The 26,658-nt window shown below is 56.7% G+C and carries 20 protein-coding genes and 1 pseudogene; 8 read left to right on the top strand and 13 right to left on the bottom strand.

The genetic code is table 11. The features are described from left to right. Position 1: 1 nt before the first annotated feature. Genes EH55_RS12655 through EH55_RS12640 form a run of 4 tightly spaced genes read right to left on the bottom strand, consistent with a single transcriptional unit; the run spans position 2 to position 3,728 of the window. Positions 2–1,519 (bottom strand): tripartite tricarboxylate transporter permease, encoded by a 1,518-nt coding sequence (locus EH55_RS12655; protein ID WP_037978499.1) that lies wholly within the window; start codon positions 1,517–1,519, stop codon positions 2–4. 15 nt (positions 1,520–1,534) lie between these two features. Further along, a complete protein-coding gene (locus tag EH55_RS12650) occupies positions 1,535–2,068 on the bottom strand; it encodes a tripartite tricarboxylate transporter TctB family protein (RefSeq protein WP_037978496.1) in 534 nt (177 codons plus the stop codon). A 24-nt stretch (positions 2,069–2,092) separates the two neighbouring features. Beyond that, a complete protein-coding gene (gene aroD / locus EH55_RS12645) occupies positions 2,093–2,863 on the bottom strand; it encodes a type I 3-dehydroquinate dehydratase (RefSeq protein WP_037978493.1) in 771 nt (256 codons plus the stop codon). Between the two features lie 37 nt (positions 2,864–2,900). Beyond that, a complete protein-coding gene (locus EH55_RS12640) occupies positions 2,901–3,728 on the bottom strand; it encodes a sugar phosphate isomerase/epimerase family protein (protein WP_037978491.1) in 828 nt (275 codons plus the stop codon). A 227-nt stretch (positions 3,729–3,955) separates the two neighbouring features. Between EH55_RS12640 and EH55_RS12635 the strand changes: the two genes are divergently transcribed. The 6 genes and pseudogenes from EH55_RS12635 (at position 3,956) to EH55_RS12615 (ending at position 11,063) form a co-directional block, all read left to right on the top strand. Continuing rightward, positions 3,956–4,885: a hydroxymethylglutaryl-CoA lyase gene (locus EH55_RS12635; RefSeq protein ID WP_081839589.1), complete on the top strand. Its 930-nt coding sequence runs from the start codon at positions 3,956–3,958 to the stop codon at positions 4,883–4,885. Between the two features lie 236 nt (positions 4,886–5,121). Continuing rightward, complete coding sequence (locus EH55_RS12630; RefSeq protein WP_037978620.1) at positions 5,122–5,913, top strand: MBL fold metallo-hydrolase; 792 nt, start codon at positions 5,122–5,124, stop codon at positions 5,911–5,913. A 389-nt stretch (positions 5,914–6,302) separates the two neighbouring features. Further along, positions 6,303–6,893 (top strand): annotated as a pseudogene (locus EH55_RS12625) (MBL fold metallo-hydrolase); the annotation flags it as partial. Positions 6,894–7,085: 192 nt separating this feature from the next. Further along, complete coding sequence (locus tag EH55_RS14750) at positions 7,086–7,262, top strand: rubredoxin (RefSeq protein WP_236617142.1); 177 nt, start codon at positions 7,086–7,088, stop codon at positions 7,260–7,262. A 10-nt stretch (positions 7,263–7,272) separates the two neighbouring features. Continuing rightward, a complete protein-coding gene (locus EH55_RS12620; protein WP_037978485.1) occupies positions 7,273–7,923 on the top strand; it encodes a flavodoxin family protein in 651 nt (216 codons plus the stop codon). Positions 7,924–8,516: 593 nt separating this feature from the next. Next, the gene (locus EH55_RS12615) at positions 8,517–11,063 is read left to right on the top strand and encodes an excinuclease ABC subunit UvrA (RefSeq protein WP_051682911.1); all 2,547 of its coding nucleotides are present in this window, start codon (positions 8,517–8,519) and stop codon (positions 11,061–11,063) included. Between the two features lie 467 nt (positions 11,064–11,530). On the opposite strand, the gene EH55_RS12610 is transcribed toward EH55_RS12615, so the two are convergent. From EH55_RS12610 to EH55_RS13675, 3 genes are all read right to left on the bottom strand, one after another. Then, positions 11,531–13,408, bottom strand: a complete 1,878-nt coding sequence (locus tag EH55_RS12610) for a TRAP transporter permease (RefSeq protein WP_037978483.1) — start codon at positions 13,406–13,408, stop codon at positions 11,531–11,533. A 143-nt stretch (positions 13,409–13,551) separates the two neighbouring features. Then, positions 13,552–14,559 carry a TAXI family TRAP transporter solute-binding subunit gene (locus EH55_RS12605; protein WP_037978481.1) on the bottom strand — a complete coding sequence of 336 codons (1,008 nt, stop codon included), beginning with the start codon at positions 14,557–14,559 and terminating at the stop codon, positions 13,552–13,554. A 494-nt stretch (positions 14,560–15,053) separates the two neighbouring features. Then, positions 15,054–15,626, bottom strand: coding sequence for a flavodoxin family protein (locus EH55_RS13675; protein WP_051682910.1), 573 nt, complete (start codon positions 15,624–15,626; stop codon positions 15,054–15,056). A gap of 143 nt (positions 15,627–15,769) precedes the next feature. On the opposite strand from EH55_RS13675, the gene EH55_RS12595 reads away from it, so the two are divergent. Then, complete coding sequence (locus EH55_RS12595; RefSeq protein WP_037978478.1) at positions 15,770–18,046, top strand: ATP-binding cassette domain-containing protein; 2,277 nt, start codon at positions 15,770–15,772, stop codon at positions 18,044–18,046. Next, on the top strand, positions 18,043–18,960 hold the full coding sequence (locus EH55_RS13670) for an exonuclease domain-containing protein (protein WP_051682909.1): 918 nt from the start codon (positions 18,043–18,045) through the stop codon (positions 18,958–18,960). Before EH55_RS12595 ends, EH55_RS13670 begins: the two co-directional genes overlap by 4 nt. 32 nt (positions 18,961–18,992) lie before the next feature. On the opposite strand, the gene EH55_RS12585 is transcribed toward EH55_RS13670, so the two are convergent. The 6 genes from EH55_RS12585 to EH55_RS12560 all read right to left on the bottom strand — a co-directional run bounded on the left by EH55_RS12585 (position 18,993) and on the right by EH55_RS12560 (position 26,624). Further along, positions 18,993–19,895 carry a lysophospholipid acyltransferase family protein gene (locus EH55_RS12585; protein WP_051682908.1) on the bottom strand — a complete coding sequence of 301 codons (903 nt, stop codon included), beginning with the start codon at positions 19,893–19,895 and terminating at the stop codon, positions 18,993–18,995. A gap of 74 nt (positions 19,896–19,969) precedes the next feature. Then, positions 19,970–21,247 (bottom strand): tyrosine--tRNA ligase, encoded by a 1,278-nt coding sequence (gene tyrS / locus EH55_RS12580; RefSeq protein ID WP_037978477.1) that lies wholly within the window; start codon positions 21,245–21,247, stop codon positions 19,970–19,972. A 16-nt stretch (positions 21,248–21,263) separates the two neighbouring features. Beyond that, the gene (locus EH55_RS12575) at positions 21,264–22,832 is read right to left on the bottom strand and encodes a hypothetical protein (RefSeq protein WP_141730567.1); all 1,569 of its coding nucleotides are present in this window, start codon (positions 22,830–22,832) and stop codon (positions 21,264–21,266) included. Positions 22,833–22,857: 25 nt separating this feature from the next. Further along, complete coding sequence (locus tag EH55_RS12570; RefSeq protein ID WP_037978473.1) at positions 22,858–24,507, bottom strand: MBL fold metallo-hydrolase RNA specificity domain-containing protein; 1,650 nt, start codon at positions 24,505–24,507, stop codon at positions 22,858–22,860. Positions 24,508–24,596: 89 nt separating this feature from the next. Then, positions 24,597–25,985, bottom strand: coding sequence for a sensor histidine kinase (locus EH55_RS12565; protein WP_051682907.1), 1,389 nt, complete (start codon positions 25,983–25,985; stop codon positions 24,597–24,599). After that, positions 25,986–26,624 (bottom strand): response regulator transcription factor, encoded by a 639-nt coding sequence (locus tag EH55_RS12560; protein WP_037978471.1) that lies wholly within the window; start codon positions 26,622–26,624, stop codon positions 25,986–25,988. Between the last annotated feature and the right edge of the window lie 34 nt (positions 26,625–26,658).

Genomic DNA, 26,658 nt, shown 5'->3' with positions numbered 1-26,658 from the left:
TTTAAGCTTTACAGCGCTCTGCAACCTTAGCTTCATCGCGTTTTTTCTTCCAATTCCTGTAGGTATTGCTGTTAGTGGCGAGCAGAAAGATCATCAGCGCAAACAGGCACACAGAAATCGGGCTTTTAAATATACTCAGGATAAGGCCGAACGCCGAGCCGTGCAGCATAAGGCCGCGCAGCAGGTTTGTCTCCATCAACCGGCACAGTATTACACCGAGGACCATCGGACCTATAGGATAATCGAAGCGCTTCATGAAATATCCAAGAACGCCAAAGCCGAGCATCCAGAATATATCGTAAAGGCTGTTGTTGATGGCGTAGGAACCTATCACCGAGAGGATAAGTATTGTCGGCATGAGTATAGGCTTGGGTATCTCTACGACTTTCGTGAATATTTTTATGCCGGTCAGCCCGAATATCAGGAGGCATATCGCGCCGATCCACAGACAGCCTACTATCACGTTGAACATTTGCGGATTATCCGTCATCAGGTTCGGCCCCGGGCGTAGCCCGTGAATCGTCAGAGCGCCTATCAGCACCGCCGTTACCGCGTCGCCTGGTATGCCAAGCGTCAACATCGGGATGAAGGCGCCTCCTATCGCCGCGTTGTTCGCCGTTTCAGGCGCGACTATGCCTTCTACGGCGCCTTCGCCGAACGGCACCTCGGGATTACGTACAGTACGCTTAGCCTGGTCATAGGTCAGAAGCGCCGCTATATCACCGCCGGCGCCGGGCAGAGCCCCGACCAGTACACCGACGATTGCCGAACGAATGGTGAGCGGTATATATTTTTTAGTTTCGCTGAAAGAGGGGATGATCCTGTCGATCTTCTGCTTTATCGGCTCAACTCCCATTTCCGTCATCTGCGATATTGCCTCCGCCGCTCCGAAGAGCCCAATGAGCGCAACGATGAAATTGACCCCAGAATTAAGATAGGTGTTACCGAACGTAAAGCGTGTGACGGCAGTAAGCGGATCCATCCCAACTGTCCCGAGGAAGATGCCGAGACTTGCCGCGACAATGCCGCGCGTCATAGATTTGCAACCTAGGCTACCAACCATCATCATACCCATAAACGCAAGCAGCATATAGTCGACTGAAGAGAATTTCATTGCAAACGCCGCAACAAAAGGCGCGCCGAACATCAGCACTATTATTCCGAATACCGTTCCAATGAAGCTCTGAGTCGTTGCAACGCCCATAGCTTTGCCGGCTAGGCCCTTTTTCGCAAGCGGATAGCCGTCCAGCGCGGTCGCCACCGCCGCAGGCGCTCCGGGAATATTCAGCAGTATCGCAGAACGTGAGCCGCCATAAACGCCGCCGATAAACACACCGATCATCATTGCAACGGCTTTATTAGTCTCCCAACCGAACGTCAGCGAAACGAGAAGTGAGACCGCCATCGTTGCGGAAAGCCCGGGAATCGCGCCTATATATATCCCAACAAAAGTTCCCGCCGCTACAAGAGCTATTATTATCGGGCTCGTGAATGGAATCATCAGATAACTTAAATCCATTTTATCTTTCTCCTCTCACGGCATAACGACGCTGAAAAGCATCCCGAAAACCACGGCTATGAACGCCAGCACCATGGCCGTCCATATAATATTTTTCACGAGCCCTCCCTTTGCAAGGAATGACATAAGCCCCCACAGGAAGAGCGCTGAGGAGAGATAGAAGGGTACGCTAAAATTCAGCAGAACACAGTATGCAAATATAAAAATAATCGTAACTATTACATTCTTCGAAAAAAGATATTCTAAAACTATATATGTCTTTTGCGAGAAAGTCAGATTTCTCCCGCTGGCAGGGGTCGTTTTCCATATATTTACGGCGATGGAGGCCGCCAACAGCAAAGCCGCGAGGCCGCTTGAGAGCAGAGGGAGCATCGCCGGGCCGCTGATTCCCGGAGCCATCTGCCACAGAAGGATCGAACGGTAAAACAGAAAGACAGTCACAGCGAAAAGGATGACGGTAAAAACCTTTTCTCCTGGCTGCAGGTCTGCCTTTGCGGCGGCACCGTCAATATCTTTATGTGCATTATTATTTTCAGTCAAGTTATACACCTGCTTTCCGCGTTATTCCGGCTGTCACGGGTAAACTACTCCAAAGCACTTGCGCAACTCGGCGACAGGAATCTGTCCCGGCGCGGAGGCTTTCGAGCCTACGGCGAAGGTAAGGTCGGAGCCGAAAACCCCTCCGACAAGCCTAGTTACCGCGCCGAGCGGTCCCATAGACATAGAAATGATCGGGACATCGGGATATTTTCTCCTAATAGCAAGCGTCGCTTCGAGCACGCCGAGAACGTCTTCCTCTCGCTGCGGCATTGCGGCCAGCTTCGCGACATGAGCCCCCACTTGAATCTCCTTTTCCATTATTGAGAAAAGCTCCTCTTTTGGCGGCGTTGCTTTGAAATCATGGAAAGAAACTATGAGAGAAGTCTTTGTCCCTCTAAGCGTTTCGAGAAGCTCGCCAAGCTTTTCCCCGCCGTATTTAAGCTCTGCGTCGATAAAATCCACGTACGCGAGTTCGACCGCGCCGGCGTAGACCGCGAACTTCGCACCGTCGTCGACCTTTTTGAATCCGCCTTCCCAGTCGCCGCGGCATGTGAGTATGATCGGAGTATCGCCGACGATTTTATGCACCTCGCCGATCATATCAATCGAACGCGGTACATCTTCGATAAAATTCCACGCGTCTATTCTGAGTTCAATGATATCCGGCGCAATAACCGGCACGTTATTTGCCTCGGAAATTATCGCTTCGCGCGTTTTTCCCACCAGCGGGATGCACACGAGAGGCTTTTCTCCGCCGAGTATCTGTTTCGACGCCTTTATAGGTTTTCCAGCTTCAAGTCTCATATGCAGCACCTCTTATTTTTCAAAGCTTCCGCGCAGATCAATCAGCGCCGTTTTTTCTCAGATATTCCTTCGCCGTCGCGAGGCAGCGGCGTGCGTGCTCCGTATAGCCGTACTCGGCGGCCCTCGCGAGGTGCGGCAGCTCTATCGACAGCACGGTGTCTTCCCTCATGCACTTCACCATTCCAGCTACGTCGATGCCGCCCTCCCCGACGTAGTATCTCGCGTCGCGCCCCGTATAGATAAGCGCATCTTTGTCGCCGCGGTCGGGAATCTCGGCGGGAGCGTCGCAGATGTGCGCCATATCGAAGAGCTTCTTCGGCACGCTTCTGAGCTCGCCGAGCGAAACGCGCGAGCGCCATGTGTGCAGCGTATCCGCCATGACGCGCGCGTTCGTGCGCTTCACCGCGTTCAAAACCTCCATAACGCCTTTGAGATTCCAGACGCCGGCCCAGGTCACGTATTCAAGGTTGACCGTCATCCCGTACTGCGCGGCCAGGTCACAGAGCTTAGCGAACTGCTCGATGTAATAATCCTTTTTGTCCGTCCATATGCTTGACAGGACGGCGCGCGCTCCAAGCGACGCTCCGGCCTCGAAAGCGGGCTCGTAGGAACTTACGTCGCCGCCGTCGAGGACGCGCGCCAGCTCTATGTCGTGAATCTTCATGCCAGTTTCTTCGAGCGCCTCTTTCAGCGATTTGTAGCGCCCGCTTCCGAGGGGGATACTGAAATCCCTTTCCCCCTTCACCCCCATATTGATATTGCGTATGCCGATATAATCATAGCCCAGGAGGCTAGCGTTATAAGCCATCTCCGCGGGCGACCATCCGAGGACTGTAAGATGCGCTAACGAAAATTTGTGCGACATGAAACCACTCCGTCCTGTTGATCTTTTTTCCGTTATACGGAATTAATATCCATTTTTTATTGTAAATACATGTTACAGTTCTTTGCACACAATGTCAAGGGGTAAAAATACTACAATTGTTTTTTTCAGTTATTTTCGTTATACGAAATTATTTATCGTTTGACAGAAAACAAAACCTATAATACACTGACGATGTTCTTTATTTCGTCATTCGGGAGTGATGCAAAATGCCGATGAATTGGCCTGAAAAAATCATTTTCTGCGAGGTCGGCCCCCGCGACGGGCTGCAGAATGAAAAGACGACGCTCTCCGTCGAGCAGAAAATTTCGCTGATCGAAGGCGCGGCGGAGGCCGGCGTGCCGATCATAGAGATAGGTTCCTTCGTGAATCCGAAGGCGGTGCCGCAGATGGCCGACAGCGACGAGGTCGCGAAGAGGCTGCGCAGACTGCCTGGCGTCGAGTACAGGGCCCTCGTCGCAAACATAAAGGGAGTGGAGCGCGCGCTAGCCGCTGGAATAACGAAGGTCAAGCTGACGCTTTCGGCGAGCGAATCGCACGCGAAGGCGAACCTGAACAAGAGCGTCGGGGAGCTTTTGAAGGGCTTCGAAGAGTGCGCGGCATTCGCGAGAGAGAACGGCGCGGAGGTCTCCGGCGCTATTTCCACCGCTTTCGGCTGCCCCTTCGAAGGAAAGATACCCGTAGAAAGGGTCGCCTCCATCGCCGGGCGTTTCGTCGAAGACCTAGGCGTCACGGAGCTTTCCCTCTCCGACACGACTGGCATGGCGAATCCGCGACAGGTGTACGACAGGGCTTCCCATATGATAGAAAAATTTCCGCAAGTGAAGTGGTTCCTGCATCTGCACAACACGCGCGGCATGGCGCTCGCGAACATCGTCGCCGGGATGAACGCCGGGGTGATACGCTACGACGCGTCGCTTGCCGGGCTCGGCGGCTGCCCCTTCGCGCCGGGCGCGTCGGGGAACGTCGCGTCGGAGGATGTGCTTCACATGCTGCGCGAAATGGGGATAGAAAGCGGGATAGACCTCGATAAGATGATCGCGCTCGCGCGGCGGCTCCAGCAGTGGGTCGGGCACGACACGGACAGCGCGATGCTGAGAGCCGGCCCCTGCGGCGGCACGGCCTGCGCGGGAAAATAAATTCCGGCAACTTCGACGCGGCGGGAAAACATCCGCCGCGTCTTTCGCCTTTTCCGCTTTCAGTTCAGAGAAAAACCATATTTCGCTTTGTCCGCGCAGTCCAGCCGTCGGCGGCTGCGCCGCCTTCCTCGTCTGCAGCTCTTGCATCGTCCGCGGAAGCCCGCGCCGGCTCTAAAAGGAATATAATATCCGCAGACAGAAACGCGAGCGGAAAACGCGAAAAAGGAGCATCCATAATGATTGTAAAAGCGCTGATGGAGAATACGGCGTGCAGCAGGGATTTTCGCACGGAACACGGGCTCAGCCTGTATATCGAGGCGTGCGGCCGCAAAATTTTGTTCGATATGGGGCAAAGCCGCGCCTTTGCGGAAAACGCCCAAAAAATGGGCGTCAGCCTTGACGCCGTCGACTTTGCAGTTTTGTCCCACGGCCACTACGACCACGGCGGCGGGCTGAGCGCTTTTCTAACCGAAAACGACCACGCCCCCGTTTACGTGAGCCGTCACGCCTTTGAAAAGCACGGGAATGCGGCGGGAAAAGAGATCGGCCTCGCTCCGGAGCTTGCCTCCGATCCCCGGCTTGTTTACACGGATGCCTACTATCAGATCGACGACGGGCTGGAGCTCTCCTCCTGCAACGAGCGGGAACGCCGCTTCCCCGTCGATTCGGCCGGCCTCACAATGAGCGTAGAGGGAAGGACGCTGCCGGAGGATTTTCGGCATGAGCAATATCTGCAAATCAGAGAAAACGGCAGACGCATCCTGATCAGCGGCTGCTCCCACAAGGGCGTGCTGAATCTCTTGGAATGGTTCGAGCCGGACGTTCTGATCGGCGGCTTCCACTTCATGAAGGCAGATCCGAAGGGCGCGGGAAAGCGTCTGCTCGACGAAGCGGCCCAATATTTGACGCGGCGCAAAACGCTGTATTACACCTGCCACTGTACGGGCGCCGCGCAATATGAATATCTCAAGAAAATCATGAAAGAGCAGCTCCGCTATCTCTCCTGCGGACAGACTGTGGCGCTGTAAGGAATGTCATATGGGCGAGATACGCGGCAAAGGCGGCAGCGGGCGAGGCAGGGAAACTCTGCCGGAGTCGCCGGCGGCGAATGCGCTGCGATCAAAGTAGTCGTTGAATAATAAAGCAAATTTTTAAGGATCAGAATGAAAAAACGCACATTAAAAGAGATTTTTACCATACCGATGGAAAAGCGGGCCTGTTCAAAAAAGAGCGGGCAGAATATAATGAAAGGGCGTTCTTAATAGCTCTGACATATAAGGGGGAGGCACTGAAATATGATGCGCTCAGCATGCAGGATCGCATAGGATTATCCGATCGGGAAATGATAAGCCTTCGCTTGCTGCTGAAAAAAGCACCCGTAACAACGTGACAACGGAGAGTAAAGGAGATTAGAAAGATGGAAATCAAAGCAATCAAATTCAGAACCGATGGATTTGCCACACAGCCCTTCGTCTTCGGCGGCGAAGAAGGTGCAGAAAAATTTGACCGCGCCATTCGTTACAGGTCCGGGCTTCAGAATTATCTGATCGACGCCGGCGACGAAGTGATTCTGGTCGACACCGGTCTTCCAGCCGGTTTTCCGGAAGGGGCCGTGGATGACAATACGGCGATCTATACGGGCAGGATCATCATGGATTACGCGGACGCCTTCGCCGAATTGGGATATCGCCCGGAGCAGGTCACAAAGATTCTTTTGACGCATAGGCACAGAGATCACTCCGGTGAACTGGGGCGTTTCCCGAATGCAAAGATTTATGTAAACGAAGAGGAAGTCGGCGCGGATGAGTTAAAGGGACTTAACAATATCGTTGCTGTAAAGTTCGAGGACGGCCCATACTACAATTTTCCCGAGAGCCAGAAGATCAAAGATGGCATCTATTTCATCAAGGCAAAGGGCCATACCGGCGGGAACAGCATCGTCATCGTGGAAAACGACGGCTTATTCTATATGATTCACGGAGACATTACTTACACGGACGAAGCGTTGTATGAGAACAAACTGTCCGTCGTATTTGACGACCTTGGAGCCGCCAGAGAAACTCTTGATCGAGTGCGCGAATTTATCGGCAACCATCCTACGGTATATCTGTCGACGCATACCCCGCTCGGCTATGAAAATCTGGAGGCTAAGAGGGTTGTCGACCTCAATAATCCGCCTGAAAGCATTCCAGTCGGTGAAATCACTTACAAAACAAAGAGCGGAAAATATGTATGCTCCGTCTGCGGCTATGTATACGATCCTGACATAGGCGACCCAGATCACGGCGTCCCGGCAGGAACAGCCTTTGAAAATTTGCCGGAGGACTGGCATTGCCCGAGATGTGCCAGAGGAAAAGATAAATTTAATCCCGCATGAGGCGACAGAAATGAAGCATATCTTAGCGATCAACGCAAGCCCAAGAAAAACATGGAATACGGCCTCATTGGTAAATTCTGCGGCGAAAGGAGCGCGGGAAGCGGGTGCGGAAGTCGAAGTTTTCGACCTGTATAGCCTCGGGAAGTATTCCGGCTGTATTTCCTGCTTCGGATGCAAGACTGAAAAACATTACGGACATTGCGTCTGCCGGGACGATCTCACAGCGGTGCTCGAAAAAATTCGTGCGGCGGATGGATTGATTCTGGGCGCACCAAACTATCTGGGCGAAACGACGGCGGCGTTCCGCGCGCTTTACGAGCGGCTGATTTTTCAGTACATCACCTATAAAACTGAATTCTTCAGCTACAACGACCGCCGGATCCCCGTCCTCTTCATTATGGCCAGTAATGCGCCGGACGAGGCCTACGAGCCGGGCGGATATTACCGCCATCTTGCAGAGCAATACCAGGGAACGCTCAGCCGCTTCATCGGCCCTACGGAATCCCTGTTCGCCGGAGATACCAAACAAGTCAGCGATTACTCTAAATATGATTGGACGATGTTTGACCCGGAAGCAAAGGCCGAACGACACAATTCAGTATTCCCTGAGAAGCTGGAACAGGCAAGGGCAGCCGGCGCGAGGATGGTAAACGGAAGATAGAAAGATAACGGCACGCGGCGCCGGCGCCGCGCAGTACGAATATCTAAAAAATATGAAAGAACGGCCAAATCACCTCTTCCGCGGCAGACGCTGAAACTGTAGGGGAACGCCATATAAGCGAAGGCCATAACCGCGGGATATGCGGCTGGGCTGCGGCGAGGCCTTCTCTCGACAAACCGAATGACGGTACGGCCGCGATAAAAAAGAGACCGCCGACGCTTTGGAGGGCGGTCGGCGTTTCGGCCAGCTTATCCTTACTGCCGCCGCTTGCTGAGCCGTACGCCGCGACCACCTCCGCGATGCTTACGCCCGCCCGCCGGAACAGCCTTCTTTTCTCTGCGGATGTTCTCGCCGCTGCTTGCGTTTGGCTTTCGCCGCGCGCCGATACGCCACACTTGACAGCTGATTGTAAGGTTATTATATTTGCGCTGAAAATAAAATTGCAGGATTATCTTAAATAGTAAGATAATCCGCAGTAATGGCTGTTTATGCGGCCTCTCAAGCTCTCAAGCAAAAAAATTTTTTGAAAGGGCTACAGCTTCTCATGAATAAAGATATGACATACGAGGAATACACGGAAGAAGATGCGCATTATGAACGATGAGACGGGGGCGCCGAAAAAGATTCAGGTTCGCGGAGCGCGGGTACACAATCTGAAAAATATCGATGTGGATATACCGCTGAACAAGATCGTAGGAATTGCCGGAGTGTCCGGCTCCGGTAAGTCTTCGCTCGCTCTGGGCGTTTTGTATGCCGAAGGGTCGAGACGCTATCTGGACGCTTTATCGACATACACGAGAAGGCGCATGACGCAGGCGGCGAAAGCAGATGTGGAAGAGCTGCTTTATGTCCCGGCGTCACTTGCATTGCACCAGAGGCCGGGCGTGCCCGGCATCCGTTCCACCTTCGGCACGGGAACAGAGCTGCTAAACAGCCTGCGCCTCATGTATTCAAGGCTTGGCAGCCACCGATGCCCCAACGGACACTATTGTCCGCCGTCGATGGATGTAGCGGCAGAGAGAGAAATCATCTGCCCTGAATGCGGCGTGAGATTTTTCGGCCCCGGTGCGGAAGAATTGGCGTTCAACAGTTCAGGAGCATGTCCGACCTGTGAAGGCACCGGTTTTGTAAATGTGGTGGATGAGTCCACGCTGGTGCCGGACGAATCTCTTTCCATAGATGAAGGCGCGGTCCTTCCGTGGCAGACTCTGATGTGGAGTCTGATGAAGGATATTGCCAGGGATCTTGGCGTAAGGACTGACGTGCCTTTCCGGGAGCTGACTGGAAAAGAGCGGGATATCGTTTTCCACGGCCCGGCAATCAAGAAACATATGATCTACCAGAATCAGACAAGCGGCGCGTCGGGAGAAATGGACTTTACATATTTCAACGCCATCTACACTGTGGAAAACGCGCTTTCAAAGGTAAAAGACGAAAAGGGAATGAAGCGCGTCGAGAAATTCCTCAGAACCGGAGTCTGCCCGGACTGCGGAGGGACGAGACTTTCAGAAAAGGCCAGAGCGCCGAAACTCCGCGGAATATCTTTGGATGAAGCCTGCACAATGACATTGAAGGAGCTGGTGGAATGGGTGCCCGGTGTGCCGGATTCTGTACCTTCCGAAATGCGGCCTATGGCAGAGAGCATTTGTGAAGCTTTTCAGACGGTCGCGGAACGTCTCATGGACCTTGGGCTTTCCTATCTGACGCTTGACCGTGCGGCGTCCACTCTGTCGACGGGGGAGCGTCAGAGGATGCAGCTTGCCCGTGCTGTGCGGAACAGAACAACCGGTGTATTGTACGTGTTGGATGAACCATCCATCGGTCTGCACCCATCCAATATCGTGGGGCTGAACGGAGTTATGCATGACCTGATCGCGGATGGTAATTCCGTGCTTTTAGTGGACCATGATACACAGATCTTGAAGGAAGCCGACTGGATCATTGAGATGGGCCCCGAGGCAGGCGCGGGAGGTGGAAATGTCATCGCAGAAGGTACGATCAAGGATATCATTGACAATAAAGTTTCACAGATCGGCCCGTTTCTTTCTGGGAATGCAGAATCCGATATGCGAAAAAGAGCAGGGCGATGCGGGCTTTTCTCATATGGAAGGATCCATATGTCCACATCTGATATCCATACTGTAAAACCTCTTGAAGTGGATATTCCAAAGGGGAGGTTGACCGTCGTCACGGGCGTATCCGGTTCGGGAAAAACCACGATGATTTTAGAAAGCCTTGTGCCCGGATTGGAGGCGATGATCTCTGAAAAAGCGCTTCCTGAACACGTCCGTTCGCTGGACGCAGGAGGAATCAGACACATCAAGCTGATCGACGCAGCGCCTATCGGAATCAATGTCCGTTCCACGATAGCCACATATGCAAATGTCCATGACGAGCTGAGAAAGATATTTGCCCGCACAAAGAGCGCGAAAGAACATGGCTTTAAGGCCGGCGACTTTTCATATAACACGGGAAATCTGCGATGCCCGACCTGTGACGGGACTGGTTCTATCAGTTTGGATGTGCAATTTTTGCCGGACGTAGATGTCCCATGCCCGGAGTGCAGGGGCTCAAGGTACGGACGGGACGCATATAGAGTAAAGTACACGAACAAAGTTGGTGAATCCCGTTCTCTTCCTGAGATCATGGATATGGATGTGAATACCGCACTCTCTTTCTGTAAGGATATGAAGAATGTGTATGGGCGTCTGTCGGTCCTGCAAAGTCTGGGACTTGGTTACCTTACCGTAGGCGAAGAAACGCCGAGCCTTTCCGGAGGGGAAGCTCAGCGCCTAAAGCTTGCCAGTGAAATGGGAAGGGCGCAGGCGGACTCCATGTTTGTTTTCGACGAGCCTACCATCGGGCTTCATCCCTTAGACGTAAAATCTCTGCTGGGTGTATTCCAAACCCTGATAGACAATGGCGCAACGGTAGTCGTTATTGAACACGACCTTGACGTAATCAGGAATGCGGACTATATCATCGATATTGGACCTGGTGGGGGCGAAGATGGAGGCAGGATAGTCGCTTGCGGGACGCCGGAGGAAATTGCTTTGAATCCTGAAAGTATAACCGGGAAATATATATCTTTTAGACCCTCAAAAATATCAGCGCACCCTACTGACAAAACGCCGGCTTAGCTGGATGGGATCTCACAGAAATAGAGCCGCGGACGGCGAAGCGCAGCGGCATATGCACCATATCGTTATAAAATGCACACACTTGCCACCCGCAGCTGTTCAATATCGTTAATAAGGCGGCGCGTCCGTCGTTGACAGGGTATCCGAGCACATCGTTACATCGTGTCAACGATTGAGCGGCGATGGTCCCGGCGCGCGGCTCCTGTAACTTCCTGAAGGAGACATATCTTTCTTAACGCGGACGCTCCCTGATGTTGAATGATGACGAACCCCTTCAAAGCTGTTTATTGGGGCGCAGAGCGCGCAATTAAATGGATGCGCCGAAGCGTTTCTTAAAGCAAATGTATGGGAGGGGAAAGCCATACCACGAGGCGGAACACGAGACGACGCGGACCTGTTGAAATAAAAACATACTAAAAAGAGGGCCCGAAGACCCTCTTTCTTTATAACGCTTACGGCGCTTCCGGCTAAGCCGCCGCAGGGGGCTGTACGTTTTTCTTTCCCGTCTTTGCGAAGAATACCCACGCCGCTACGACCCCGGCCGCACCTATCGACGTTATCAGGCGGTCGGGGCAGAGACCCATGACCGCGAAGAGGACGAAGAGCAGCCTCTCCCAAGGCTTCAGCGCGCGGTTCAGGTAGCCCATCATCGCGAAGCCGAAGCCTAAGCAGGCGACGCAGCAGGCGAGTATGCCGAAGAGGTTCTCCGGCAGCGTGCCCTGCAGCAGTATGCCCGGATCGTAGCAGAAGGCGAAGGGCGTGACGAACGCGAGGAAGCCGAGACGGCAGGCTTCGAAGCCAGTCCTGTTCGGGTCGGAGCCAGCTATGGACGCCGCGGCGTACGCGGCGAGCGCGACGGGCGGCGTGATGTTAGATATTATCGCGTAGTAGAAGACGAACATATGCGCTGATATTGCCGGGAATCCGAGCTTCGTGAGGATAGGGACGCCGAGCGCGGAGGCGAGGATGTACGCGCCCGTCGTCGGCAGCCCCATGCCGAGGATGAGCGAAACGATCATGACGAGGAAGAGCGCGAGCAACGGCAGCCCGCTCGTAAAGGCGAGCACGAGACCGACGAGCTTGACTCCGACTCCCGTCAGCGAGACGGAGGCGAGCACTATGCCGGCCGTAGCGCAGGCCACGCAGACGAGCGTGACGTTTTTAACGCCGTTGTAGATAGCGTCGACGACCGCACGCGGCCCCATACGCTTGTCGGGCTGCGGAAGCGAAACGAGCCACGAGACGAGGACGCCTATCGCGGCGGCGCGCATCGGCGTCATCCCGACGAATAGGAAGTAGACGAGCGCGATGATCGGCAGGAAGAGATACGCTTTTTTCAGCACCTGCTTTTTGTCGGGAAGATCCTCGGGCGCAAGCCCCTTAAGTCCGCGCTTCATAGCTTCGAGGCGAATCATGAGGAAGACGGCCGCGTAGTAGATCATCGCCGGCGTGATGGCGGCGACGATTATTTTAGTGAAGGGCACGCCGAGGAAGGAAGCCATGAGGAAGGCGCCGGCACCCATGACGGGCGGCATTATCTGCCCGCCGGAGCTGGCCACCGCTTCGACCGCGCCGGCGAAGTGCGGCGGATAGCCGATCTTTTTCATAAGAGGTATCGTGAATGTGCCGGTGCCGTAGACGTTGGCGACCGCGGAGCCCGATATCGAGCCGAAGAGGCAGGAGCTCATGACCGCGATGTTGGCGGGGCCGCCCGGCGCTGTGCCGGTGAAGGCCTGAGCGACTTCCATGAAGTACGGGCCCGTGCCGCATTTTTCAAGGAAGCCGCCGAAGATGAGGAAGGCGGCGACGAGCGTCGCGGAGACGCCCAGCGGCATCGAGAAGACTCCTTCGTCGGTCAGGTATATCTGCTCAACGACTTCGGACATAGAGAACGACAGCCCCTTCATTATGCCGGGCAGCGACTGACCGAAGTACATATAAGCGGCGAAAAGGAAGGCGATCAGCGTCAGCGGCAGCCCGACGACGCGGCGCGTACCTTCGAGCAGCAGCACGAATAGCAGTATGCCGCACCAGAACTGGGCGGCGGTCAGAGGATCGACCTGCTGGATGCGCATCACGATGCTGTCATAGTTGACGATCGCGTAGAGCGAGGGGATCGCGGATAAGGCCCCGAGCGCCCAGTCATAGAGGGGCACGCGGTCCATGGGCGCTTTTTTGAACATCGGGAATAAAAAGAAGGCCGTCGGGAGCACCAGCCCGAGATGGATATTTTTCTGCAAGTATGATTCATAGGCTCCGAATACGGAGGTATAGAGGTGAAAGAGGCCGATCACCACAAAATATACGTACATAAATTTATGACTTGATCCGCTTAATTTTCGCATTTACACACACTCCTGGCATAAAACGGGACGGACGCTCCGGCGTCAGAATCAAATGACGCCGTAGAGCCGCCGCTTGACAGTCGATAAGTGAGAGAAGCAGAGGAAGGTTCTCCTCTGCTTCTAAAAAATCTCGCGCAGCGGCGTTACTTCTTCGTCTTGGCCTGCAGCTCTTTCCAATACTTCAACGCGCCGGCCTGCGTCGGCACTCCGTCCGGCACAGCGATCTGCGGCGTCAGCTCGTCGATGTCCTTGACGGCTTTCGCAAGACTGGCCTTGTTTTCCCAGAGGGCCTTGCAGAGGTCGTAGGCGAGCGAATCGGGGATGTCGTCGCGCACTACGATGCAGGTGTAGTCGCCTACGGTCTTGACGGGCTTCTTCACGCTCTTGTAGATACCGGGCTCGATCGTGAAGGCGACCGTGCCGTAGGCGTCGGAGAGCGCCTTAAGCGCGCCGTCGTCTACCGGGAGGCAGACGATGTCGGCCTTGCTCTCGATGTTCATGACGATCGAGGCGACCCTGCCGACCGAGAAGATGAAGAGGTCGATGTGTCCGTCGGCGATGAGGTCCGCGCCGCCCTCATAGGAGGCGAATTCCATCGAGCCGCCCATCTTCTTGATGTCGTTATAGGTAACGCCGTAACCCTTAACAAAGAGCGACTTGACGACGAACTCCGAAGAGGTGCCGGGCTTCAGCGTAGCCATCTTGACGGGGATCTTCTTCTCGAAGATGTCGCCGAGTTTGGTTATCTTGTTCTTCTCGGCGAAGTCTTTGCGCATAATGAAGTAGGTGTACTGGGTATAAAGGTTGGCGAGTATCGCGGCGTTCTTCGCCGGGCGCCCCATAAAGTCCTGTTCGCCCTTGATGGCCGCTCCCAGGAGCGAGGTGACCGAGAAACCGAAGTCGCCCTTATGGCCGTTGGCGTTGATTATGTTGGAAACGCCGCCGCCGGTGCTGCTCGTAACCGAGATCGTGTTCTTAGACCACATGTCCGCCATCGCGCTGCCGAGCGCGAACCAGTTGCCGCCGGGAGGGCCTGCCATGAACTTGAGCTGGGCCGGCCAGTCTTTTTGCGGAGCCGGGGCCGCTGCGGCCGGGGCCGCCGCGACGGCGGCTATTGTGATAAGGAGTATCAGCGTTGCGAGTTTTTTCATCTGAGCATCACACCTTTTTCTGGTTTCCGGCCGAGGCCGGTAAAATGGAACTGTTATATATTAGGCATTATATCATAAAGTACTGTATCCGTTTTTATCCGAGAGATTAAAAAATAGGAACATTTTCACTTAATATTTTAACATCACGGCTAAAATCACAAAATGGACGGGTAAATGCGGCGCGGTACGGCGCTTTTGCAGTTGTCTGCGGCATTTTGGCGGGCGCGTAAAGGCAAATTTCCGTATTGAAGAAAGTGCATTTTTAAACGGCAATACGGGAAGGACGTGAACTTATGCTATGCCGATGCGAGCAGAGAAACAAAGCAGGCGAATTTCATGAAAGGACACGATTTTGCCGCTTTTCGTCACCACAGCTTTAACGCCCGCATTCAGCGGCGAAAAAGAGAAAAGCCGGACTGTCGGATTCGTAAGACGCACGAAGCCGCGCACTCAGATTTAGCGCGCGGCTTCGCCGTTTTGCGTTCGTTTCTTTTTTACTTTGCGTGACTTAGGACTTTAACGAAATTCTTTCCTTCGAGGAACGCTTTGTCCAGTATCTTCGTATCGTCGAGCACGCAGCCGGAGATGGCGGAGCGCAGATGCCCGAGGAATTCCATGCCGGTGAAGTCCGAAACGCTCTGGATGGCGTAGCCTACGATGTCGGCGCCGGGGAGCGGGTGCTCGAATCTGCGATTGTCGACGAAGGTCGTGATCAGATATATGCCCTTGCCGCCGAAGAATTTGCGCGTGTTGTAGCCGTAGAGCCGGTCAAGAAAAATTTTCGTCAGCGACGACGCGCCGGTCCACCATACCGGCGTCGCGAGCACGAAGGCGTCGGCTTCGCCGACTTTTTTCATCAGCTCGCGCATGGAGTCGTTGTGGACGCAGAAATCTTTGTCGCCGCACTCGCAAATGTCGCACGCGTCGCAGGGATGGATGTTTTCCTCCTGTAGGTTTACGACTTCCGCTTCTCCGCCGGCGGCGCGGGCGCCGTTGATAAATTGCGACAGCAGTATCGCGGTGTTGCCGCGCAGACGAGGACTGCCCATTAACGCTAATATTTTCATATTGTCAATTTCCCCCTCAGGAGTTATGTTATGTTGTTGTAATGAAGGCATGCGAGCCTTTGTGAATATTTGAACATTTTACGCGGTCAATGTCAATAGCCGAACGAAAAAAATCGTGCGGTGCAGGTCGGAGTGAATGAGAAATGGAACGCGGATTTATCGAAATAACGAACGCATACGAAAATAATTTAAAGAACGTCTCTCTCAAAATACCAAAAAAAGTCATAACCGTTTTCACAGGAGTATCCGGCTCGGGAAAATCGTCGCTCTGCCTCGACACGATAGCGGCGGAATCGCGGCGCGAGCTGAACGAGACCTTTCCGAGCTTCGTACAGCAGTTCCTGCCGAAGTACGGCAGGCCGGAGGTCGAGCTCATAGAAAATCTCCCCGTGACGATCATCATAGATCAGAAGAAGCCGGCGCCGAACACCCGCTCGACCGTCGGCACCTACACGGACATTTATTCCATCCTGCGCCTGCTCTTCTCGCGCGTAGGCAGGCCGTTCATAGGCTACTCCGACATTTTTTCGTTCAACCACCCATCGGGGAAGTGCCCGCGCTGCGGCGGGGTAGGCATAGTGAACGACTTAGACATCCACAAGCTCGTCGACTTCGACAAGAGCCTCAACGACGAAGACGCGATCCACTTCCCCGCGTTCGGGCGCGGGCTCTGGCGCTGGAAGCGCTACGCCTACAGCGGGCTCTTCGACCTCGACAAAAAGATAAAGGATTATTCGCCGGAGGAGCTGCAGCTCTTCCTCTACTCGCCGCAGATAAGGCTGAAAAACCCGCCGCCGAACTGGCCGAAGTCCGCTAAGTTCGAGGGGCTCTACCCGCGCATGTACAGGAGCGTCATCGCAACGAAGGAGGGGGAGCGCTTCGCCCGTATCTTGGACAAGATGGTGACGAGCTACGAGTGCCCGGAGTGCCGCGGCTCGCGCGTCAACGAGAAGGTGCGCAGCTGCCTGATCAACGGCAGGAACATCGCCGACGTCACGGCTATGCCCATCCCCGAGGCGCTGGAGTTCGTCGCGGGGATAACGGACCCGATGGCCGCGGACATAAAGCGCGAGCTGTCGCGCAGGCTCGGCGCGCTCGTGCAGATCGGGCTCGGCTACCTTTCCCTCTCGCGCGCGACCGGCACTCTTTCCGGCGGCGAGGCGCAGCGCATAAAAATCGCGAAATACATCAACTCGGCCCTCACGGACATGGCCTACGTCCTCGACGAGCCCTCAGTAGGGCTGCACCCGAAGGACATCAGCCTGCTGAAAGATTCTCTCTGCGCGCTGCGCGACCACGGCAACACGGTGCTGATAGTCGAGCACCACCGCGAGGTGATAAAGCTTGCGGACCACATCGTAGACATGGGGCCTGGCGCCGGAGCGGAGGGCGGAAAGATAGTATTCGAGGGCGGCTACGACGGGCTGCTCGCCTGCGGCAGCCTCACCGGCAGAATGCTGAAAAGGAAAACCCCGTTCAAGAAAGCGCTGCGCAAGCCGACGGGCTGGTTCGCGCTCGCCCCGACGTCGCTGCACAATTTGAAAAACGTCTCGCTCAAGCTGCCCTTCGGCGTGATGACGGTGATCGCCGGGGTCGCGGGCTCCGGCAAGTCGTCGCTGATGGAATCTTTCCGCAGGCAGTTCGCGGAGGAGACGGTCTTCATCGGGCAGAAAAACATCGGCATAAACCTACGCTCGACGCCGGCGACGTATCTCGACATAGCGGACGAGATACGCGCGATCTTCGCAGCGGCGAACAAGACGAGCGCCGCCTGGTTCAGCTTCAACTCTAAGGGGGCCTGCCCCGCATGCGGCGGCTCGGGCGTGGTCGTTTCCGGCATGCACTTCATGGACGAGATAGAATCCCTCTGCGACCTCTGCGGCGGCAAGCGCTACTCTAAGGAGGCGCTCGCTTTCTCCTATAACGGCAAAAACATCGCCGAAGTGATGGATATGACTGTCGACGAGGCGTCGGCCTTCTTCGGCGGCAGGCCGCTCTGCGCGAAGCTGACTTCGCTTCGGCGCGTCGGCCTCGGCTACCTTCACCTGAACCAGTCGATGACGACCCTCTCCGGCGGCGAGCTGCAGCGCGTGAAGTTAGCGTCTCACCTGGCCGAGCGCGGCTCGGTATTCATACTCGACGAACCGACCGATGGGCTGCACTTAGGCGATATAAAGACGCTGCTCAAGCTCTTCAACGAGCTGACCGACGCGGGAAACACGCTCTTCCTCGTGGAGCACAGCGTGGATATAATGAAGGAAGCGGACTATATAATAGAGCTCGGGCCCGGCGGCGGACGCTCCGGCGGAGAGATAATATTCTCCGGCCTCCCGTCGGAAATGCCGGCCTGCAAAAGCTCGGTAACGGCTCCCTACGTCGTCGAGAGCCTGCCCAGCGGAGAGGAGGAAAGCCGCGCATGATCATCACGGTCCGCAAATACTTGCCGCGGTGCGACGACTTCACCTTCACCGCGATAGACTTCGAAAGGGCCAACAACGCGCAGAGCTCGATCTGCCAGCTCGGACTCTGCGTCGTTGAGCGCGGCAGGATCGTCAGGTCCTACGAATATTTCGTCAGGCCTCCGAAAAAGGCTTTCTATTTCCAGAGAAACGCGGTGCAAATCCACGGCATAACCTATGAGGACGTGCGCGGCGCGCCGACTTTCGATAGGGTTTGGAAGGCGATATTCCCGGATATAGAGGGGCGGGCGCTCGTCGCCCACAGCTTCCGCGACGACGCGCTGACGCTCGACGCGGCGCTCCGGTGCTACGGCATAAGATACGAATACAGGAGCTACGGGCACCTCTGCACGCTCGAGCTGGCGCAGCGCGCGGACATCCACGACGAAAACAACAAATACAACCTCGAGGCGCTCTGCGCCCTTTACGGCATCGAGCTGCTGCCGCACCACGCCGGCAGCGACGCGCAGGGCTGCGCGATGCTCGCTATGGAGATGGCGCGCGCCCTTTCGATAGATTCCTTCAAGGAGCTCGCGGACTTTTCGCAGACTCCGGCCTTCCCAGAGCCGCAGCTGCCGGACGAGCTCTCTTGCGACGACCTGTGGACGCTCGAAAGTTACATAACGAAGATGAAAAACAAAAAGGGCGTCCGGCTCGAGGACTGCCCGAAGCAGAGGGACCTGCTGCGCGCGCAGAAGATAATGGAGGCGGACCCGACGATGAAGCTGAAAAAGGAATCGGCGGTGAGCGCGAAAGAGCTCAACAAATGGATAGGCTCCTCCACCGCACAGCCGACGCCTCAGCGCCGCTACAGCTTCATAAGGCCGTGGCGGAGGGAAAAGAGCACAAAAAAGAGAACCTTCGACGGAGGATAGGGGTATAAAAGCGGCGCACGCCGCCTGCCGCGCTATTCTTCGTCTTCTTTTCTGAATCTCCTGTGCTGCCAGAGCCACTGCCCCGGGTTTTCGATTATCATCTTTTCGAATTCACGGTTCATTCGAGCCGTCAGGTCGGCTATCGCTTCGTCTCTTGAGAGATTCTTGTCCGGGCGCGGCATCGGCGGCGACACAGTTATCGAAAATTTAAAGGGTTCCAGGCGCCGCGCCATAAACGGAATCATCGGAGCCCCGGCCAGCACGGAGAAAGCGGCGGGGCCGGCCGGCGTGCGCGTGAGCCGCCCGAAGAAGGGAACGAGGAGTCCTTCGTCGCCTCCGTGCTGGTCGGCGAGCAGGCCGAAGACTCCGTTTTTACGCAGCACGGTTATGACGCGCTTCATCGACGCGTCCTTCGATATGGTCATAAGGCCAGAGGTCTCGCGCATTTCTTCGATCAGCTCGCGCTGGAAGGGGCTGTCGGAATGCCGCACCACGCCGTAGAAGGGATAGTGACGCGCCAGCCACGCCGCGGCGTACTCCCAGCTCCCGATGTGGGCGGAGATTATTATCGCGCCGCGCCCAGCGGCGAGCGCTTCGTCGATGTATTCGCGCCCGCTGATCTCGACGAGCATCCTGTCCAACAGCGACGCGTCCCGCTGCCACGCGAGCATTTCGACGCCGGTCCACACCATGCTCTCGTAGGATTCCGCGAGGATTTTTCTGCGCTCTTCGCAAGTTTTTTCCGGCAGGCAGAGCGCTATGTTGTCCAGCGCGATTTTCTTGCGTACGCCGAGCAGCTTCAGGATGAATATAAGCAGGCCGGCGAGCGCGTCCGCGCGCCACCCAGGGCGTATGCTTTTCGCAAAGGCCATGCAGGCGCGCACCTTCGCGCCCGTCTTTTTTTCGGCAGTTTTTTCCTTTTCGCTCTTTTTCAAGATTTTTAAATCCCCTCTACGACAAGAAGAGAGAGGAACGCTTTCCTCTCTCTCCCAAGCCTCAAAAAAACGGATTATTTTATTTTGAGCAGGCGGAAGTCCTTTTTGCCTATGTTGAGCTGCACGAAGCGCCCGGCAAGAAGGTCCTCCTCCGTGAGCCTGCGGAAGGCGTCGGTCAGCTTTTCGCCGTTCAGGTACGCGCCGCCGGCCTTGATCTTTTTCTTCGCGTCGCCCTTCGACTCGCTCGCGCCGCACTGGACGAGGTAGTCGGCGACGGTCTTGTCGTCGGAGAGTTCGGTCTCGGTGCAGGCTATTTCGGCGGAGAGCGTTTCCAGCGCCTCGGCGGGGGCGTCCTTTATCTTAGTTTCGCCGAAGAGCACCGCGCTCGCGGCCTTAGCGCGCGCCGCCGCCTCTTCGCCGTGCACGCGGCAGGTCATCTCCCACGCCAGCTCCTTCTGAGCCGCGCGCAGATGCGGCGCTTTTTCGTGCTCCGCGAGCAGAGCCTTTATCTCGCCGAGCCCTCGGAAGGTGAAGAGCTTGTAGAGCTTCTCCAGATCTCTGTCGTCGACGTTGATCCAGAACTGATAAAATTTGTAGACGCTCGTGCGCTCGGGCGATAGGTAGACGGCCCCGCTTTCGGATTTCCCGAATTTCTGCCCCTGCGCGTTGAGCAGCAGCGGGAAGGTCATGCCGTAGCATTGCCCGCCGGATTTCTTGCGCGCCAGTTCCATGCCGGCGATGATGTTGACCTGCTGGTCGTTGCCGCCCATCTGAAGCGTACAGCCGTATCCTCCGTAGAGGTGGTCGAAGTCGAAGGCCTGCAGCAGTATGTAGGAGAGCTCGGTGTAGGTTATCGACTTGTCGGGGTCGAGCACGCGCGCGCGCACGTATTCCCGGTTGACGAGGAAGCTGACGGAGAAGAATTTGCCGATGTCGCGCAGGAATTCTATATAATTCAGCTTTTTGAGCCAGTCGTTGTTGTTCAGCAGCAGCGCGCTGTTCTCGCCGCAGTTGAAGTCGAGGAAGTGCCTCAGCTGTGCCGCTATGCATCCGACGTTGTGCAGAATCTGATCCTCGGCTAGCAGATTGCGCTCGGCGCTCTTGCCGGAGGGATCGCCTATCCTGCCCGTGCCGCCGCCGGCCAGCGCGATCGGCCGGTGTCCGAGGCGCTGCAGCCACGCGAGCCCCATTATCGCGACGAGGTTGCCGACGTGCAGGCTGTCGGCGCTTGGGTCGAAGCCGACGTAGCCCGTGACCATATTTTCGGCGAAGTGCTTCTCAAGCTCTTCGCCGTGGCTGCTCCACTCGATAAAGCCGCGCTCGCGCAGCACTTTCAGTGCGTTTGTGTACATATGAAAACCTCCAGGTTTAATTTGCCGACTTCTGCGAGCTGTACCACAGCAGCCTGCCGGAGAGGGGTTTTTCCCATACTATGAATATGCGCCCCATGCGTTTGAGGACGTTTCCGAAGGAGTCAGCTATCTCTTGATCAAAAGGGGTCGTCGTTATATCCGGCTGAAGCATGCCGGGGACGCCTCCGCTTTCAAAATCGGAAAAATCTTCATCCTCGTAAGCCTCCTCTTCGAGGAAGCTGCTCATCTTGGTCATATCGGAGAGCGCGGCGCCGATGCGCGGCAGGTCGGCTATCGCCCAGCCTATCGCCTCTTCGCCGTCCTTAAGATATCTGCCGAGGGTCTTGGCTCCGCCCTCAAGCGACTGCGGCGTCGCGAGGCCGAGCGCCGCTACACCCCCGCGCGCGGCTCCCACCGCCGAGAAGGGCAGATTAGCCGAGCCGCCTGCCTCAAAGCCGGCCATAGGCTTCGGCTCCGCGCCGAAGAAGAGATTCTCCCAGAATTTTTCGACGAGTTCCCTCATCAGCGCGGGACGTCCGGTGAATTCGACGAGGAAGCCAGGCAGCGAGAACCACAATATCCTATTCTGCCCTCCGAGCGAAAAGACGGTCTGCCCCCCGAGGATTTCTCTCGCCTGAGAGTCGCTGAGCCCTATGTTCTCCGCTATCTCTCCGAGCGACGAAAGCGGGAAGGGCCAGTCTTTATATTTCCCCTTCGGCTCCGGCAGGTTTATACCGGCGGAGAAGAGGAGCGGCTCCGGTATCAGATAGTTTCCCGTCTCCCATTTTTCGGCCTTGAGGGAGCGCGAAAGCCACAGCTCGGCGGGCTTGCCGAGGTTGACGAAGGCCCAGCGCGCCTCGCCTTCGGCGGGGGAAGCCTCTTCTGCGTCGGCGCCGCGCCATGCGGCTTCGAGCGTCACCGGGAATTTTTCCTTCGCGTTCGCGGTGATCGCGCCGCCGTCGCATATTTCGATATGCGCGGGCCATCCTCTCTCCACGCTCCATTTCTTGCCGCCGAGGTTCGCGGAGCTGCGCTTCGACGCCTCTTCCATGCGGCGCAAGGCGGCCGCGTCGGCCGCCATCGCGGTGTATCTTCCGCTTACCTTATAGAACAGCGGCTCGCCGAACGCGGCCGATTCTATCGCGAAAACTCCCTCAGCCCCGCCCTCACGTATCGAGGCGCTTTTGAATATCTTGCCGAGCTCGGCGCCGAGCCTGCCCTTCTTCAGCGACGAAGTTTCGGCGGAGGAAAAGTGCAGCGACGCGCAGAGACGATATCCGTCGCCCTCATTTTTCTCGACGAGCAGCGCCGCCTCCTCGGCCGCGGCCGCGGCAGCCAGCAGCGCGCTTTCGGCCGACATGCTTCTGCCTTCCGCACCGAAGGATTCGCTGAAAAGCGAGACGACGAGCTCGGGACAACCGCCCGTCGTCTCGGCTATCAAATACATTTCCCTTTCGTCCGGCTTCGGCAGCATCGTCATGATGCCCTTCGAGCCCGGGCCGAAAAATATGAAAAGCAGAAGCGCCGCAGCGCAGCACACGCATACTGCGGCAATTACGGCCTTTTTCACCATCTGACTTCCCATCCTTTATCCCCTGTCGCCGCGGCTTTTATTTTGCCGGGGTCCTTTCTTTGTACGCCAGCCTGCCGTCGCTCAGCGCAGCGGCGGCCTCGAGCAGCACGCGGGCGGATATCAGCAGCGGCATGGTCTCCTTGTACCGTTTTGCGTTGCTTATCACGCCCTCTTTCATATCCTCCATGCAGGAGGCGATATCGTTGAGGGCGTCCTCCACGTCCTGCGGATAGATGTCGACGCGGTCGCGCATACGGTGTGAAATAACGGGGCACCTGGCGTCTTCCGGCGCCCTGGAGCTCAGATCTATCTCGTCGCCGAAGGCCGGCACCCGCGCGAAGTAACCCTCGTACGCGAGACACTGCGCGAGGGCCTCGGAAGATTTAGGCTCGCCGTGCACTACGACGAACTGCGCCTTCCGCGGGAAATGCCCGGCCCATTTCAGCAGGTCGTCCTGGTCGGCGTGCGCTGAAAAGCCGTTCAGCGTGCGGAAGGCCGCGTTGACCGCCACCTCCTCGCCCATGATCCTCACCGTCTTCGCTCCGTCGACGAGGCGTCGTCCGAGCGTGCCGTGGGCCTGATAGCCGACGAAGAAGACCTGCGTGTCCCTTCTGTACAGGCTGTGCTTCAAATGGTGCATGATGCGCCCTCCGGAGCACATGCCGCTTCCGGCTAAGACTATGGCCTCGTTCACGTCGTTTATCGCGCGCGATTCTTCGGCGGTGCGCACGAAGCGGAAGCCGTCGGGCTCGAAGGGGTCTTCGCCGGCTGCGAGCAGCTCTTTCAGCTCGCGCGAGAGCAGATGCTTGTATTTCGAATATATCTCGGTCGTCCTGACTCCCATGGGCGAGTCGAGATAAATGGGCGGCATCCGGAGGCCGGGCAGCTTCTTCTGGAGAAGCTTGAACTCGTAGAGCATCCTCTGCGCGCGGTCTACCACGAAGGTCGGCACGAGCACCTTTCCGCCCGAGCGTATCGCCTCCTCCATAGCGCTCTGGAACTCGGCGCGCGTGTCGGCGAGCGACTTGTGCATTCTGTCGCCGTAGGTGGATTCGATGAGCACGAAGTCCGCCTCGTCGATGACGGTCGGCGGCTTCTCTATAACGCCGTCGAGCTGCCCGAGGTCGCCCGAAAAGACCACTTTGACGGGCTTCTGTCCCTCCTCCTCGGATATCCACGCTTCAATTATCGAACTTCCCAATATATGCCCCGCCTCGCGGAAGCGCACCGAAAGTCCGGGGAGGATGTCGACTACTTCGTCGTATGGGAGCGGCTGGCGGTGCGTCAGCATATCCTCGACGTCCTTTTCGCCATAGATAGGCTCGACGGGAGGCAGCCCGCGGCGCGCGTTTTTGCGCGTGCGCCACTCCGCATCCTCGCGCATCAGATGAGCCGAGTCGCGCAGAAGTATCTCGACGAGCTCGGACGTGGCGTTCGTACAGTAAACTTTTCCTTTGAAACCTTCTTTTACGAGCAGCGGTATCCTACCGCTGTGGTCGATGTGCGCGTGGGTCAAAAGCAGCGCGTCTATATCCGACGGATCGTATGTGAAATCCTCGCCGGCGTGTTTCTCTTCGTCGCGCCCCTGATGCGTGCCGCAGTCGACGAGGACCTTGTAATTCTTTGTCTCTATCATGTAATTGGAGCCGGTTACTTCGCCTGCCGCGCCCAATATCCTTAATTTCATCACAACGCCCGAGGGGCCCCCACCTTTCGAGAATCCGAATATATGATGTTTCGTTCGCGCAAAGCGCGGCGGCGCTCCAGCGCCCTGTACTATTTTACATTCTGAAGCGGAACTTCACAACTTATAATTGTGCCGATTCCGAAAGACGACTTGATTTCCAGAGTGCCTCCTACGAGGCGCATCCTCTCCTTCATATTGGAGATGCCGCGGTGCCCTTTGACGCGCAGCTCCTTGATGTCGCCGGGCATCTCGAACCCAGTGCCGTTGTCCTCGACGCGCATCGCGAGCACGCCCTCCCCGGCTTCGAGGCGCAGCGATATCGCCGTCGCCTTCCCGTGGTTGACGGAGTTGCTTATAGCCTCCTGCGCCACCCTGTAAAAGGAGAGGCAGAGGGGCGGCGGGAGGTCGCCGCCGCAGTTCCCGGCGTCCAAATCTATTTCGACGCCGTACTGCGCGGACATCCTGTTGCAGAGCTCGTCGAGCGATTGCGGAAGGCCCAGGTCGAGCCACGGCGGCGTAAGGTTGTTGCAGAACTCGCGCAGCTCACTGACGCCGGCCATGGCGATGCGCTCGGCGCTCGCGATCTTCTTCGCCGCCTCTTCGTCGGTGAGGTCGAGCGACAGGAGCCTGAGGTGCTGGACGAGCGCGGTAACGGACTGCAGCGGTCCGTCGTGTATTTCGCGCGAGATTCTCTCGCGCTCCTCCTCCTGCACCTTTATGATGTCGCTGACGTAATCGAGCGACAGATTTTCTTTTTCTATCTCCGACTGCGCGAGCAGTTCGAGAGCCGAGCGCAGATGCCGCATCTCCGGCACGGAGTAGTCCGCCGGCTCCCGCGTGAGGCCGTAGCCGAGGCGCAGCGACGACATTTCTCTGTCGAACGCCCTCAAGGGGAGTATGAGCTTGTCGTAGAGCGTGTAGATTATCAGTACCGTCGCGACGGCGAGCGCGCCCATTATGAAAGGCCAAACCGTCACTAACAGCACCATGAAGCCGAAATGTTTTTCCCACGAGACGGCGCCGATCACGAAGAGGTCTTCGTACGGGATGCGGTAGCACATGCCAGTGTAGTAATTGAGCAGGCCGACGCGGATCTTTGCAGGGACCGGCGAGCGGAATTTTTTCTCAAGCAGGTTTAAGAGTCTTTTATCTGTGAAGGAGCGGTAAAGAACGGTGCCGTCGCCGCGGCGGACGAGGAAGATTCCCGGCTGCGTGATGTCGGAAAGCGCCGAGGTTATCGTAGCGGCTGGGACGTCGCCCTCCTGAAAGCGGCTGTAGACGCCCTTGGGCGCGGCGTCCCATATCTTTGCCCCGATGCGCGTCGCTATGCTGTCGACCAGATTCTCGACGTAATAATTCGCGTTCGCCTCCATGCTCTTCCCGAACTGCGTATAGACCACTCCGGCAAGCAGGATGGCGGCCGCGGCGGGGGCTAGAAGCGCTGCGATGAAACGGTACAGCATCGGGGGCTTCTTCATTTAATCGAGGAGTTCCTCCAACGTAACCACGCCGTACTTTATCGAAAGGAGCATCGCTTCCGTCTTGTTCTTCGCACCGAGCTTGTCGTAGATCGAAGCGAGATGCGCCTGCACGGTGCGCTCGCTGATGAAGAGCTTTTCCGCGATCTCTTTGCCGGAGTGCCCCCTCGCCGCGAGCGTCAGCACCTCGCGCTCCCTCGACGAGAGCTGCTCGGGGACGAAGTCCCGGCCGCCCTCGACTACGCTCGAGACGTCGTTGTCAAGGTAGACGCTGCCGTGCGCGGCGCTGTGTATGGCCTCGGAGACGATTTTCATCGGCGCGGTCTTCAGCAGATAGCCGCGCGCTCCGGCGCGCAGAGCCGCTATGACGTACTGGCTTGCGTCGTACGACGTGAGCATCAAAGCCGCCGTCGGCAGGGACTCCTCTTTGATCCTGCGCGCTATCGCGATGCCGTCGAGCCCGGGCATGCGAATGTCGAGCAGAGCGACCTGCGGCTTGAGCGCGCATATCCCCTTCCAGGCCGACGCCCCCTCTTCATATTCCCCCACGACTTCAAAGTCCGGTTCTTTGGAAAGATAGCCCCTGATGCCCTCCCGCGTAAGGGGATGGTCGTCGGCAACTAAGATTGTAATGCTCAAGATACCACACACCTTTGTTTACGGTTATTCGACG

The organism is Synergistes jonesii, assembly GCF_000712295.1.
GTDB lineage: Bacteria > Synergistota > Synergistia > Synergistales > Synergistaceae > Synergistes > Synergistes jonesii.
This window is presented reverse-complemented; position numbering and strand designations above follow the sequence as displayed.